Origin of the sequence: Acidovorax sp., assembly GCF_027492855.1 — a bacterium.
In the GTDB taxonomy this organism is placed as follows: domain Bacteria; phylum Pseudomonadota; class Gammaproteobacteria; order Burkholderiales; family Burkholderiaceae_C; genus Acidovorax.
This window is the reverse complement of sequence record NZ_JAPUDY010000072.1, coordinates 68,023-81,562: the sequence shown is the minus strand read 5'-3', so window position 1 is coordinate 81,562 and position 13,540 is coordinate 68,023. Positions and strand designations below refer to the sequence as shown.

General features: G+C 60.8%; 14 protein-coding genes and 1 tRNA gene. 6 read left to right on the top strand and 9 right to left on the bottom strand.

Annotated elements, in window-relative coordinates:
* Positions 1-80: 80 nt before the first annotated feature.
* From Q0105_RS13915 to Q0105_RS13880, 8 genes are all read right to left on the bottom strand, one after another.
* The gene (locus Q0105_RS13915; protein ID WP_298212731.1) at positions 81-299 is read right to left on the bottom strand and encodes a DNA gyrase inhibitor YacG; all 219 of its coding nucleotides are present in this window, start codon (positions 297-299) and stop codon (positions 81-83) included.
* 71 nt (positions 300-370) lie between these two features.
* Positions 371-1,126, bottom strand: a complete 756-nt coding sequence (gene zapD, locus Q0105_RS13910) for a cell division protein ZapD (RefSeq protein WP_298212730.1) — start codon at positions 1,124-1,126, stop codon at positions 371-373.
* Between the two features lie 85 nt (positions 1,127-1,211).
* Positions 1,212-1,838, bottom strand: coding sequence for a dephospho-CoA kinase (coaE, locus tag Q0105_RS13905; protein ID WP_298212729.1), 627 nt, complete (start codon positions 1,836-1,838; stop codon positions 1,212-1,214).
* A gap of 11 nt (positions 1,839-1,849) precedes the next feature.
* The gene (locus Q0105_RS13900; protein ID WP_298212728.1) at positions 1,850-2,722 is read right to left on the bottom strand and encodes an A24 family peptidase; all 873 of its coding nucleotides are present in this window, start codon (positions 2,720-2,722) and stop codon (positions 1,850-1,852) included.
* Positions 2,722-3,942, bottom strand: coding sequence for a type II secretion system F family protein (locus Q0105_RS13895; protein WP_298212727.1), 1,221 nt, complete (start codon positions 3,940-3,942; stop codon positions 2,722-2,724). Before Q0105_RS13895 ends, Q0105_RS13900 begins: the two co-directional genes overlap by 1 nt.
* 20 nt (positions 3,943-3,962) lie before the next feature.
* Entirely contained in the window at positions 3,963-5,702 is a 1,740-nt protein-coding gene (pilB, locus tag Q0105_RS13890) for a type IV-A pilus assembly ATPase PilB (RefSeq protein WP_298212726.1), read from the bottom strand.
* A gap of 131 nt (positions 5,703-5,833) precedes the next feature.
* Positions 5,834-5,910, bottom strand: a tRNA-Pro gene (locus tag Q0105_RS13885).
* A gap of 40 nt (positions 5,911-5,950) precedes the next feature.
* Positions 5,951-6,946: a polyprenyl synthetase family protein gene (locus tag Q0105_RS13880; RefSeq protein ID WP_298212725.1), complete on the bottom strand. Its 996-nt coding sequence runs from the start codon at positions 6,944-6,946 to the stop codon at positions 5,951-5,953.
* A 160-nt stretch (positions 6,947-7,106) separates the two neighbouring features.
* Between Q0105_RS13880 and rplU the strand changes: the two genes are divergently transcribed.
* The 4 genes from rplU (at position 7,107) to proB (ending at position 10,194) form a co-directional block, all read left to right on the top strand.
* A complete protein-coding gene (gene rplU, locus Q0105_RS13875) occupies positions 7,107-7,418 on the top strand; it encodes a 50S ribosomal protein L21 (protein ID WP_005794184.1) in 312 nt (103 codons plus the stop codon).
* Positions 7,419-7,433: 15 nt separating this feature from the next.
* A complete protein-coding gene (rpmA, locus tag Q0105_RS13870) occupies positions 7,434-7,691 on the top strand; it encodes a 50S ribosomal protein L27 (protein WP_008905145.1) in 258 nt (85 codons plus the stop codon).
* Between the two features lie 185 nt (positions 7,692-7,876).
* Positions 7,877-8,947: an Obg family GTPase CgtA gene (gene cgtA / locus Q0105_RS13865; protein ID WP_298212724.1), complete on the top strand. Its 1,071-nt coding sequence runs from the start codon at positions 7,877-7,879 to the stop codon at positions 8,945-8,947.
* A gap of 104 nt (positions 8,948-9,051) precedes the next feature.
* A complete protein-coding gene (gene proB / locus Q0105_RS13860; protein ID WP_298212723.1) occupies positions 9,052-10,194 on the top strand; it encodes a glutamate 5-kinase in 1,143 nt (380 codons plus the stop codon).
* Positions 10,195-10,265: 71 nt separating this feature from the next.
* On the opposite strand, the gene Q0105_RS13855 is transcribed toward proB, so the two are convergent.
* Positions 10,266-10,940 (bottom strand): RNA pyrophosphohydrolase, encoded by a 675-nt coding sequence (locus Q0105_RS13855; protein ID WP_298212722.1) that lies wholly within the window; start codon positions 10,938-10,940, stop codon positions 10,266-10,268.
* Between the two features lie 92 nt (positions 10,941-11,032).
* On the opposite strand from Q0105_RS13855, the gene Q0105_RS13850 reads away from it, so the two are divergent.
* Positions 11,033-12,775 (top strand): proline--tRNA ligase, encoded by a 1,743-nt coding sequence (locus tag Q0105_RS13850; protein WP_298212721.1) that lies wholly within the window; start codon positions 11,033-11,035, stop codon positions 12,773-12,775.
* 2 nt (positions 12,776-12,777) lie between these two features.
* A complete protein-coding gene (locus tag Q0105_RS13845; RefSeq protein WP_298212720.1) occupies positions 12,778-13,482 on the top strand; it encodes a lytic transglycosylase domain-containing protein in 705 nt (234 codons plus the stop codon).
* The last annotated feature ends 58 nt before the right edge of the window (positions 13,483-13,540 follow it).

Here is a 13,540-nt window from a genome sequence, read left to right as displayed (position 1 = left end):
TCAAATTAATAGCTTGTAGCGCTTATTCGTCGGGCGGTAGAGCCTGATTTGATCAATATCCACCCGATCACCAGCCTGTATCAATGCTGCAGGCGCGGGTCGCCGTAGGGAGCATCCGGCGGCGGGGCTTCGGCGGGCATGCGAAAGTCCTCGCTGGCCCAGGCGCCCAGGTCCACCTGCTTGCAGCGCTCGCTGCAGAAGGGGCGGTAGGCATTGGCGGGGCTGTAAACGCTGTCACCGCCACAACTGGGGCAGGTGACGGTGCGTGCTGCTGGGGGGCTGCTGGTTCGCTGGGTCATCCTCGTTCGTCGCTGTCTTCAGTGTCTTGGTGGCTTGCTTGCGTGCCGATCCAGAGCGCAGTCCGTTGTGGTTAGGCGCACAGGGTGAGTTCAAAGGCGGCATCTTCGCTGCAGGCGTGCAAGCGGTCGTCGTCCCCCAGCCGCATGAGCCGCACCGAGACGATCAAGCGGTTGCCGCTGATTTCGGGGATCAGGTTCAGAGCCGGGTCAATACGCAGCCGAAGCAATTGGAAGGTGCGGCCTTGCGGCAGGTTTTGCTGAAACTGGCCACGCTCCGCCGCCACCTTCTGGGGCACACCCGAATCGCGCAGCAGCTTGAGCAGCACATAAATGGATTCGGCCAACGGCGCCAGGGTAGACGCCCATTGCTCCAGCGCTTGCTGCCGAACTTCGGGGGTGTGGTGCTGCCACGCATAGTAGGCGGGCAGGTCGAACCCACAGGTGCCGCCGGGGATGCCGATGCGGCTGCGGATGCTCATCAGCCAGTCGTTTTCGGTCAGCGTGTGGCCGGATTTTCCGTTTTGGGCGTTGAGCGCCGTAAAGCACCGGTCTAGCTGGGCAATCACGGCATCGAGCGCAGCCTCCGAGATGGAGGGATTGCCCCGGTAGCTGTCGAGCTGGTGCTTGTGCTTCTCGATGTCCTTGAGCACGTCCGACTTCAGGTCGGCCCGAGCCGCCACATCCATGATCTCGAAGATCGTGACCAGGGCGAAATGGTGATCGAGCGCATGGGAGCGGGGGATCAGCTCCCCCAACCGGCGGAACAACTGCTCAAGCCGCAGATAGGTTCTGAGACGCTCGTTAAAGGGGTATTCGTAAAGGATCACGCTGGCGGGTTCCTGGGGGCTCAGGGAATATTCTGACGCCGGTGGCGCACGGCAGGGGACGAAAGCACAAACGGTTTCTTTCGCATCATAGCCCGAACAGTGCGGCTGTCTGGCACACCTGGGCTTGTAGCTCTTCGAGCGTGCAGCGGGCATCGTTGGCAATCAACACATCCGCCACCGCCCTGCGCGCGCTACGTGTTGCCTGCGAGGCGATGATGCTCTGAACCACCTCCCGCGCGAGGCCATTGCGTTGCATGATGCGTGTGATCTGCGTCTCGACTGCGCAATCCACCACCACCACGGCGTCCAGCCGCCGCGCCCACCGGCCTGACTCTGCCAGCAGTGGAATGTCATGCACGATCAGCCGGGAGCCCGCAGCAGTGGCCTGCTGCGCCAGGGCCTGGCTGCGGAGGGTGACCAGCGGATGCACGATGCCTTCCAACTGGATACGTGCCTCCGGGCGGGTGAAAGCCAGCTCGCGCATGCGTGCCCGGTCCAGCGCCCCCGACGCATCGATAAAGGCTTCGCCAAACGTGCTGCGGATGGCCTCCATGGCAGCGCCTTGCGGGCCGGTGGCATCGCGGGCGATCTGGTCTGCATCGATCAATGTGGCGCCCAGCGACACGAACATGCGACCCACCGTGCTCTTGCCGCTGCCGATGCCGCCAGTCAGGCCCAGTCGGCAAGGGAAGGTCTTCGCTACCTTGGTCACGCCCGTTGCATTCACAGGCCGAACAAGTTCAGCACCGTGCCCAAAATGGCGTTAGGGCCGAACACCATGGCAGTGAGCCCCGCGCCCACCAGGAAGGGGCCAAAGGGGATATAGCCCCCCTCACGCAGACGGCTGAAAATTTTCATCGCGATCCCGACGATGGCGCCAATGACCGACGACATCAGGATGATGGGCACGAGCGCTTGCCAGCCAAACCAGGCACCGAGCGCTGCAAACAACTTGAAGTCGCCATACCCCATGCCTTCTTTGCCCGTGGCCAGCTTGAAGCCCCAATAAACGAGCCACAAAGACAGGTACCCGCCCACGGCACCCATCACGGATGCGTACAGCGGAACCTCGATCCACTGCATGGCGGCGGCAATCAGACCTGCCCACAGCAAAGGCAGGGTAATGTCGTCGGGCAGAAGGGTTGTGTCCCAGTCGATGAAGGCCAGCGCGACCAGGGCTGCGGAGAAGCCACACCAGGCAAGGCCTGCTGGGGTTGCACCCCAGCGATAAATACAAAAGAAAAACAGCGCACCCGTGGCGATTTCGACCAAGGGGTAACGGGGGCTGATGCGCACCTTGCAGGCCGAGCAGCGGCCGCGCAAGAACAGGTAGCTCAGCACCGGAATGTTTTCATACCACTGCACCATGTGCCCGCAAGACGGGCAGCGCGAGCGGGGCGTCATCAGGTTGAACGGCTCTGGCGTGCCTGCGGGAAGCTCCCGGCCCTGCTTTTCCGCTTCCAACTGGGCCAGGTCTGCTGCCCATTGCTGCTCCATCATCTTGGGGAGCCGGTAAATGACGACGTTCAAAAAACTACCGATAAGCAACCCCACCACGCCACCCAGGGCAGCGTCCCACCACACATCCAGCCCCATTACACGACCTGACCGAGCTTGAAGATAGGAAGGTACATGGAGACGACGATGCCACCAATCAGCGTGCCCAGGAAAACAATGATGATGGGCTCCATCAGGCTGGACAGGCCCGCCACCATGTCATCCACTTCGGCTTCGTAAAAATCGGCGGCTTTGCCGAGCATGTGGTCAATAGAACCCGACTCTTCCCCAATGGCGCACATCTGCAGCACCATGGAAGGAAAGACATTGGCATTGCCCATAGCAGCGGTCAGGCTGGTGCCGGTGGAGACTTCCTGTTGAATCTTGTCGGTCGCCATGGCGTACACGGAGTTGCCCGCAGCGCCGCCCACCGAGTCCAGCGCTTCCACGAGGGGAACGCCCGCAGCGAACATGGTGGACAAGGTCCGGGTCCAGCGCGCAACGCAGGATTTGTCGATCAGCGCACCGAAAACAGGCATACGCAGCAGCAGGCGATCCATGAACATCTGCATCTTTTCATTGCGGCGCCAGGCCTGCATGAAAAAGAAGAATCCGCCGCCCAAGGCGCCAAAAATCAGCCACCACCATTTAACGAAAATCTCGCTAATGGCCATCACAAAGAGTGTGGGGGCGGGAAGATCAGCTCCGAAAGATGTAAATACCTCCTTGAAAGCAGGAATCACGAAAATCATGATCACTGTTACCACCACGAAAGCCACAATAACCACGGAAATAGGGTACATCAAAGCCGATTTGATTTTTGACTTGATGGCCTCTGTTTTCTCCATGTAGGTGGCGAGCCGGTCCAGCAGGGCCTCCAGGATACCTGCAGCCTCACCTGCCTCCACCAAATTGCAGTAGAGACTGTCAAAGTACATGGGGTGTTTGCGGAAGGCACCATTCAACGACGTTCCGGTTTCAATATCGGATCGAATATCATTGAGTAGTTTGGTCACGCTGGCATTGGTGTTGCCTCTGCCCACAATGTCGAACGCCTGCAGTAGCGGGACGCCTGCTTTCATCATCGTCGCCAGTTGCCGGGTGAACAGTGCGATATCTTTGGGCTTAATTCTTTTGCCCGAGCGCATGCGGCGCTTCTTGATTTTTGTCGGAAATACCCCTTGGCGTCGCAAAGTGGCCTGAACTTGATTCTCCCCCGCAGCACGGACCTCGCCTCTGACGATTTTTCCATTGCGGTCCTTGCCTTCCCATTCGAAGACAAAATCTTTGATATCTCTTTTGGATGCTACGGTAGCCATGCAGCCCTCGTCAGTGGATATTATTCATTGGTAACCGCCAGAACTTCTTCAAGAGAAGTCAGGCCCAGCTTGGCTTTATGAAGTCCCGATTCCCGCAGAGAGCGCACGCCTTCGGCCCTTGCCTGTTCCGCGATCTCCAGGGCGCTTCCATCTCGAAGGATGATGCGCTGAATATCTTCTGAAATCGGCATGACCTGGTAGATACCCAGTCGGCCTTTGTAGCCGTTGTTGCAGGCAGAGCAGCCGACGGGGCGGTAAGTCACCCAGGAGCCATCAAGTTCATGTTCTGCGTAGCCGGCTTCCACCAAGGCTTCGTGGGGAATATCCGCCGGCGTCTTGCAGACGGGACACAACCGGCGTGCCAGCCGTTGCGCAGTGATCAATATCACACTGGATGCAATGTTAAAGGGGGCGATCCCCATATTTCGCATCCGCGTCAACGTTGTTGGCGCATCATTTGTGTGCAGGGTTGACAGCACCAAATGCCCGGTTTGGGCAGCCTTGATCGAAATATCGGCAGTCTCCAGATCTCGGATTTCACCCACCATGATGATGTCAGGATCCTGGCGGAGAAAGGACTTGAGTGCGACAGCAAATGTCATCCCCGCCTTCTCGTTGACGTTAACCTGATTGACGCCGGGTAGGTTGATTTCGGAAGGATCTTCTGCGGTGGCAATATTGACGCCAGGTTTGTTCAATAGATTCAGGCAGGTGTAAAGCGAAACGGTCTTTCCGGAGCCGGTAGGCCCCGTCACCAAAATCATGCCATAAGGGCGACCAATCGCTTGAAGGAGTCGCTCCTTTTCTACGGCCTCATAGCCCAGCGCATCAATGCCGAGTTTGGCGCTGCTTGGGTCCAGAATACGGATCACGATCTTCTCGCCAAACAGGGTCGGCAAGGTGCTGACCCGGAAGTCGATCACCCGGTTTGGACCCACCTTCAGCTTCATGCGGCCATCCTGGGGCACGCGTTTTTCTGAGATATCCAGGCGTGAAATCACCTTGATTCGCGATGCAAGTTTGTCCTTGATGGCAATCGGGGGCGATGCTATCTCGCGCAGCTCCCCGTCAATGCGGAAACGTACGCGGTACTGGTGTTCATAGGGCTCAAAATGCAAATCGGAGGCTCGCATATTGAAGGCGTCGAGCAGCATTTTGTGAAGAAACTTGACGATGGGGGCGTCTTCAACCTCGGTAGTGCCGGTATCTGATTCTTCGGAGGTCTCTTCGATGGAAACATCGTCGAATTCAAAATCCCCACCGCCACTCACCAACGTATCCATGGATTCGCTGGTGGATTTTGTGGTGGTTTCTATCAGTCGGCTCAGTTTGTCATATTCTGCAATAATCCAATCCACCCCCATCTGGGTGGTGAACTTGATTTTTTCTGCAGCTTCCTGGTCCGTTGGGTCGGCTGTCGCAACGATCAAGCGGTTATTGCGCTTGCTGAGGACTACCACGCGGTAAGCCTGGCATATTTTCCCGTCGAGCAATTCTTTGGGAAGGCGCTGCTGGTCAATGGCGTCGAGGTCCAGCAGGGGGGCGCCAAATACGGTAGACACGGTATAGGCCAAATCCGCCGGAGATACCACCCCGGAGCCGGTCAGTTCGGCGATAAAACTGGTTCGGCTGGTTTGTGATTTTTTGTAAATATCCTCGGCTGACTTCTGGGTCAGTTTTCCGGCGGACATCAATGCCCGACCCAGTCCGGGAAGGGCGACTGCAGAGGCTTCTTTAGGGGCAGTATCAACAGCAGCCATGTAACCGGTAATGTGTTAGGTGTGGAAAAGAAACCATCCTATCATCACCGATTGCGCAAAGCGTGTACAGCGCTGGATATTGGTAACTGCGCCACAAGAAAGGCGCAAATCCGGGGAGTGCCGTTGATTGGTGGTCGGGGTGAGAGGATTCGAACCTCCGGCCTCTACGTCCCGAACGTAGCGCTCTACCAGGCTAAGCTACACCCCGTAGCTTGTCGTGGCACCCAAGTGCAGATGTATTGGATGCCTCAGTTGCGTCGTGCTAACAGCTGAGCTGCTAATTCTAGCAATCCCTTTGAATAGACATTGGCAGGGAGTCGCTCTGCCGCAGCCATGGCCCGGCGGGCTTCAGAGAAGGCCGCTGTGCGCGTGACTTCCAGTGCCCCAGTGGCGCGCACGATGCGGATGATCTCGCTCAATTGTTCGGTTGAGCCCTGCTCGATGGCTTGGCGAACCACAAGGGCTTGGCTGGGGGTGCCCCGCTCCATGGCGGCAATCAGCGGCAGCGTGGATTTGCCCTCCCGGAGGTCGTCGCCCAGATTTTTGCCCATTTCCGAGGCGTCGCCATCGTAGTCCAGGACATCATCGATGATCTGGAAGGCGGTGCCCAGCGCCTGGCCATAGGTCGCGCACGCTTCCTCGATCTCTGGCGTGCTGTCGGCCAACACGGCGCCGAGTCGGGCGCTGGCCTCGAACAGCTTGGCGGTCTTGGAGCGGATCACGCGGAGGTAACCGGCCTCATCCAGCGAGGCGTCGTGCATGTTCATGAGCTGAAGCACTTCGCCTTCGGCAATCACGTTTGTGGCCTCAGACAGAATTTCCATGATCCGCATGCTTCCGGCTTCCACCATCATCTGGAAGGAGCGGGTGTGCAGAAAGTCGCCCACCAGCACGCTGGCGGGGTTGCCGAATGTCTCGTTGGCCGTGGGGCGCCCGCGCCGCAGGGTGGATGCGTCCACGACGTCGTCATGCAGCAAGGTGGCGGTATGGATCAACTCGACCACCGCCGCCAGGCTGAACCGGTGCGCCCCGCCATAGCCCAGAGCGCCGCACACCATGAGCAACAGCGCGGGGCGCAGACGCTTGCCCCCGGCCGCAATGATGTACTGCGATATCTGGGCCACCAGCGGCACGCTGGAGGTCAGGCGCTGCTCAATGACCTTGTCAACCTCGTGCATGTCGTGTGCAACGAGCGCGAGGGGGGATGCTGCGGGGGCGGTATGGTCAGTCAAGATGGCGGTCACAGAAAGTGCCCGGATTATAGGAAGACCTGAGTGGGGTCTTTGTGGCCTGGCGGTGGGTCGTTGCGGCAGCCAATCAAGGGGCTAGACCGTTGGTTGGCGATGCGCTATAATCGTCGGCTCTGCGGAAATTCGTCTGCAGAACTCATATCAAGAGGTCAACATGTACGCGGTCATAAAAACCGGCGGCAAGCAGTATCGCGTTGCTTCCGGCGAAAAAATTAAAGTAGAACAGATTGCTGCGGACGTAGGCCAGGAGATCGTGATCGACCAGGTTCTGGCTGTCGGCAACGGCGCTGAACTGAAGGTGGGTACGCCCCTGGTGTCCGGCGCAACCGTGAAAGCCACTGTTGTGGCCCACGGCAAGCACGACAAAGTGCACATCTTCAAGATGCGCCGTCGCAAGCACTATCAAAAACGCCAAGGCCATCGCCAGCAGTTCACTGAGCTGCAAATCGGTGCGATTGCTGCTTAATCGAAGGAGCTAGTCATGGCACAGAAAAAAGGCGGCGGCTCTACGCGAAACGGGCGCGACTCCAAGCCAAAGATGCTGGGTGTCAAGGCGTTCGGTGGTGAACTGATCAGCGCTGGCTCGATCATCGTGCGCCAACGTGGCACACGTTTCCACCCCGGCAACAACGTCGGCGTGGGCAAGGATCACACCTTGTTCGCCCTGGTGGACGGCCACGTGTCGTTTGGCACCAAGGGTGCATTGTCCAAGTCCACGGTCAATGTGACTCCTGCCTGAGGATTTTTCCTCTGGCACGCATCGAAGCCCCGCTTTGCCGGGGCTTTGTTGTTTGGTTTGTACGATGGCGGCTGCATGCCGCTATCTGCCCGCGGCGCCTGGAAGGGGCGCCCCGCTGTTCCGCCACAATCGGCCATTGGCCGCTTGTCCGTCGGTGCGGCGCCCTTTTGTAAACTGGATACCCCATGAAGTTCGTCGATGAAGCCTTTATTGACATTGCCGCCGGTGATGGTGGCAATGGCTGCGTGTCGTTTCGGCACGAAAAATACAAGGAGTTCGGCGGCCCCAATGGCGGCGACGGCGGGCGCGGCGGGCATGTGTTCGCTGTGGCCGACCCCAATCTGAACACCCTGGTGGATTTCCGCTATTCGCGCCGCCATGAAGCCAAGCGCGGCGAACATGGCATGGGCTCGGACATGTTTGGCGCGGCGGGCTCCGACATCACACTGAAGATGCCTGTGGGCACCATCATCACCGACGCGGAAACGGGTGAGGTGCTGTATGAATTGCTCAATCCGGGCGAGATCATCACCATCGCCAAGGGCGGCGATGGCGGATTTGGCAACATGCGTTTCAAGAGCGCCATCAACCGTGCGCCACGCCAAAAAACACCAGGCTGGCCGGGTGAAAAAAAGAATCTGAAACTCGAACTCAAGGTTCTCGCCGACGTCGGGCTTCTGGGCATGCCGAATGCAGGCAAGTCCACCTTCATCACAGCGGTTTCCAATGCGCGGCCCAAGATTGCCGACTATCCCTTCACCACCTTGCACCCGAACCTGGGCGTGGTGCGCGTGGGGCCCGAGCAGAGTTTTGTGGTGGCCGACATTCCAGGCCTGATCGAAGGCGCGTCGGAAGGCGCCGGGTTGGGCCACCAGTTCCTGCGCCACCTGCAGCGCACCCGTTTGCTGTTGCACATTGTGGACTTGGCGCCGTTTGATGATGCGGTGGACCCGGTGGCCCAGGCCAAGGCGATCGTTAACGAGCTGAAAAAATACGATCAGCAGCTTTACAACAAGCCCCGCTGGTTGGTGCTGAACAAGCTCGACATGGTGCCCGCCGAAGAGCGGGAGGCGCGCGTCAAGGATTTCGTGAAGCGCTTCAAGTGGAAGGGGCCTGTGTTCGAGATCTCCGCGCTGACGCGCGAGGGCTGCGAACCGCTGATCCATGCGATCTTCCGCCATGTGCAGTCCGAGCAGCGCACAGAGAACGAGCCCGTGGAAGTGGACCCACGGTTCGCCGGGGACGCGCCTGCCTGACGCAACACGCAGCACGCGGATGATCTGTTTGGCTTGAATGCTATATTTTTAATAGCTGCTTGCGCTTGATGAATAAGCGCTAGCAGCCAAAATGACCTTAAACAATGGTTTCCAGCGTATTGCGAGATGCCCGCCGCATCGTGGTCAAGGTGGGCTCCAGCCTTGTGACCAACGAAGGCCGTGGCTTGGATGAAACAGCCATCGGCGAGTGGAGCCGCCAACTGGCGGCCCTGGTGCGCGGCGACGGCGGCGCACCGCGCGAGGTGGTGATGGTGTCCAGTGGTGCCATTGCCGAAGGCATGAAGCGCCTGGGCTGGACGACGCGGCCGCAGGAAGTCCATGAACTGCAGGCGGCGGCGGCGGTGGGCCAGATGGGCCTTGCGCAGATGTACGAGACCAAACTGCGCGAGCAGGGCATGGGCAGTGCCCAGGTGCTGCTCACCCACGCGGATTTGGCGGACCGCGAGCGCTACCTGAACGCGCGCTCGACCTTGCTCACCTTGCTGCGCCTGGGCGTGGTGCCGGTGATCAACGAGAACGACACAGTCGTCAACGACGAAATCAAGTTTGGCGACAACGACACCCTGGGCGCCCTGGTGGCCAATCTGGTGGAGGCTGATGCGCTGATCATCCTCACCGACCAGAAGGGCCTGTACACCGCCGATCCGCGCCGCGATCCGTCCGCTCAGTTCGTGCACGAAGCCAAGTCCGGGGATTTGGCGCTGGAGGCCATGGCCGGTGGTGCGGGCTCCAGCATTGGCAAGGGCGGCATGATCACCAAGATTCTGGCGGCCAAGCGCGCGGCAGGCTCAGGCGCATCCACCGTGATTGCCTGGGGGCGCGAGCCGGACGTGCTGGTGCGCCTGGTGGGGGGCGAGCCCTTGGGCACCTTGCTGGTGGCCCAGACGCAGAAAAAGCAAGCCCGCAAGCAGTGGATGGCAGACCACCTCCAGCTGCGCGGCTCTGTGGTGGTGGATGCAGGGGCGGCAGCCAAGGTGCGCGATGAGGGCAAGAGCCTGCTGCCCATTGGCATGACGGCAGTCGAGGGCGATTTCTCCCGTGGCGACGTGATCGCCGTGCGGGACACCTCGGGGGCCGAGATTGCGCGGGGCCTGGCGAACTACGCGGCGGCAGAAGCGCGCCTGTTGTGCCGCAAGCCCTCCACCGAGTTTGAAAAACTGCTTGGCTACGTGGCCGAGCCAGAGATGGTGCACCGCGACAATCTGGTGCTGACCGTCGGCGCCTGACCGGGAGGCGCGCTCACAAAAAATGCCTGCAACTGCAGGCATTTTTCATGGACGGTGCGTTTCTGTGTTCCTTAACGCGGGGCGGTCGAGAGCGGCGGCAATCCGTCAAGCTCACCCGGAATGCTGGTCTGCGGGTCCGGGTCAAAACTGGCACCAGGCGGCAACTCCATGCCCGGATTGACGAGCAACGACCCCGTGCGGTACGGGCTCGTTCCTGCGTGCTCGCCCTCGCGGGTGCGCATGCCGCTGCGCAGATAGCGGTTGCGCTGCTCATAGCGTGGCAGATACCGGGCAAGCTCGGTCAGCGCCATTTCATAGACGCCGCGTTTGAACTCGACCACCACGTCCAGCGGCACCCAGTAGTCGTTCCAGCGCCAGGCATCGAACTCCGGATGGTTGGTGGCACGAAGGTTCAGATCCCAGTCGTGGCCCACCAGTTGGAGCAGATACCAGATTTGTTTCTGGCCCTTGTAATGTCCGCGCGCATCGCGGCGGATGTACCGGTCAGGCACCTCATAGCGCAACCAGTCCCGGGTGCGGGCCACCACGCGCACGTGGTCGGGCAATAATCCCACCTCTTCGTGCAGCTCGCGAAACATGGCCTGCTCGGGGGTTTCGCCCCGGTCAATGCCACCTTGCGGAAACTGCCAGCTGTGGGTGCGTATGCGCTTGCCCCAGAACACCTGGTTTCTCTGGTTGAGCAGGATGATGCCGACGTTCGGCCGAAAGCCGTCCCGGTCAAGCATAATCAAACCCCAAATTTTTAAACTGTGTCCATTATGCACGGCGCCTAGCGCGCAGCAAGTGGACTGCTCTGTTCTGCCTGAAGTCGATTCCGATGAAAGCCTCCCAATTCTTTATCTCCACCCTCAAGGAAGCCCCGGCCGACGCGGAAGTGGTCAGCCACAAACTCATGACACGGGCAGGGCTGATCAAGAAGCTGGGCGCAGGTATCTACAACTACATGCCCATGGGCCTTCGGGTGATCCGCAAGGTCGAGGCCATCGTGCGTGAGGAAATGAACCGCGCAGGCGCTGTGGAGCTGACCATGCCCGTGGTGCAGCCCGCAGAGCTGTGGCAGGAGACGGAGCGGTTCGACAAGATGGGCCCCGAGCTGCTGCGCATCCAGGACCGCCATGGCCGCGACTTCGTGGTGCAGCCCACCAGCGAAGAAGTGATCACTGACATCGCGCGCCAGGAGCTCAAGAGCTACAAGCAGCTGCCTAAGAACTTCTACCAGATCCAGACCAAGTTCCGTGACGAACGCCGCCCACGCTTTGGCCTGATGCGGGGCCGCGAGTTCATCATGAAGGACGCTTACAGCTTTGACCGCGATCAAGTGGCCGCCAAGGCCAGCTACCAGGTCATGGCCCAGGCCTACCGCCGCATCTTCGACCGCTTTGGCTTGACCTACCGCGCCGTGGCCGCCGACAGCGGCGCCATTGGCGGCGACCTGTCCGAAGAGTTCCAGGTGATCGCCGCCACGGGCGAGGACGCCATCGTCTATTGCCCTGAGAGCGATTACGCCGCCAATATGGAAAAGGCCGAGGCCCTGGCGCCCGCAGGTCCACGCGCCGCCGCCGCCCAGGCCCTCACCAAGACAGCTACCCCCGGCAAGAGCACCTGCGCCGACGTGGCCGAGCTGCTCTCCGTGCCGCTCCAGACCACGGTGAAATCGCTGGTGCTGGCCACCGACGAAACCAATGAAGCGGGCGAAATCGTCAAAACCCAGGTCTGGCTGCTGCTGCTGCGCGGCGACCATGACATGAACGAGATCAAGGTTGGCAAGGTGCCAGGCCTGGCCGGGTTCCGTTTCGCCACCCTGGGCGAGATAGAGGATCACTTTGGCTGCAAGCCCGGCTACCTGGGCCCCATCGGCTTGAAAAAGCCGCTCAAGCTCGTGGTGGACCGCGAAGTGGCGCTGATGGCCGACTGGATCTGTGGCGCCAACGAGGTGGATTTCCACATCACCGGCGTCAACTGGGGCCGCGATCTGCCCGAGCCCGATGCCATTGCCGACCTGCGCAACGTGGTGGCGGGCGACCGCTCGCCCGACGGCAAGGGGGAACTTGCCATCGAGCGTGGTATCGAAGTGGGCCATGTGTTTTACCTGGGCACCAAATACAGCCGCGCCATGAACGCCACCTTCCTCGACGAGAACGGCAAGCCCCAGCCCCTGGAGATGGGCTGCTACGGCATTGGCGTCACGCGCCTGCCCGCCGCTGCCATCGAGCAAAACCATGACGAACGCGGCATCATCTGGCCCGACGCGATCGCGCCTTTCACCGTGGTCGTCTGCCCCGTGGGCATGGACCGCAGCGAGGCCGTCAAGGCGACGGCCGAGCAGCTCTATGCCGACCTGCTGGCTGCGGGTGTGGACGTGATCCTGGACGACCGTGGCGAGCGCCCCGGCGCCATGTTTGCCGACTGGGAACTGATCGGCGTGCCGCACCGCGTGACCATTGGCGACAAGAGCCTCAAGGACGGCGTCGTGGAGTACCAGCACCGCCGTGACGCGGCCGCCACCAAGGTGGCTGTTGCCGACATTCTGGCCCACGTGAAGGGCCGCATCGCTGTATGAGTATGAGCCCGTTGGACACGAGCACCTCGCTTCTGGCACGGCCTGCCGCCGAAGCGGGCCTCTCGCGGCGCACATGCCTGTTGTCCGTGGCCTCGCTGGCGGCGCCTGCTGCTTGGTTGGCCGCGCCACAGGCAGCGCATGCGGGCGGGCAGCTCGAAGAGCCGCTGATGGACTCCGTGCGCACGGCCCTGAGTTCAGCCATTGCCAATCAGGCGCCGCCTGAGCCGGAGTTCTTCACCACCGAATCCCGCCTGCACTACCTGCGCTGGCTGGGCACCCAGAGCGACCGGCTGCGCCGCCGCAAGCCCGAATGGGAGGTGCGCCGCGACTTTCTGCAAACGGTTTGGTACGAGTCCAAACGCGCCGGGCTGGATGTGTCGCTGGTGCTGGGGCTCATCCAGGTGGAGAGCGGTTTCCGCAAGTTTGCCGTCTCCAGCGCCGGGGCGCGGGGTTACATGCAGGTCATGCCGTTCTGGACGCGGGTGATTGGCGATGGCGACGCGGGCAAGCTGTTTCACATGCAGACCAATCTGCGATTTGGCTGCGTGATTTTGCGCCACTACATCGACCGGGAGCAGGGCGACCTCTTCATGGCCCTGGGCCGCTACAACGGCAGCCGGGGCCGTGCGCCCTATCCAGATGCGGTGTTTGGGGCCCAGCGCAGTTGGCTGTTTGCCGACAGGCCTCCTTCGGCACCCGCTGTCTGAAAAAAAAAGGGGCAATGCCGCCGTCGCCAGCGGCTCTGCCCATACGCCCAGGCTACCG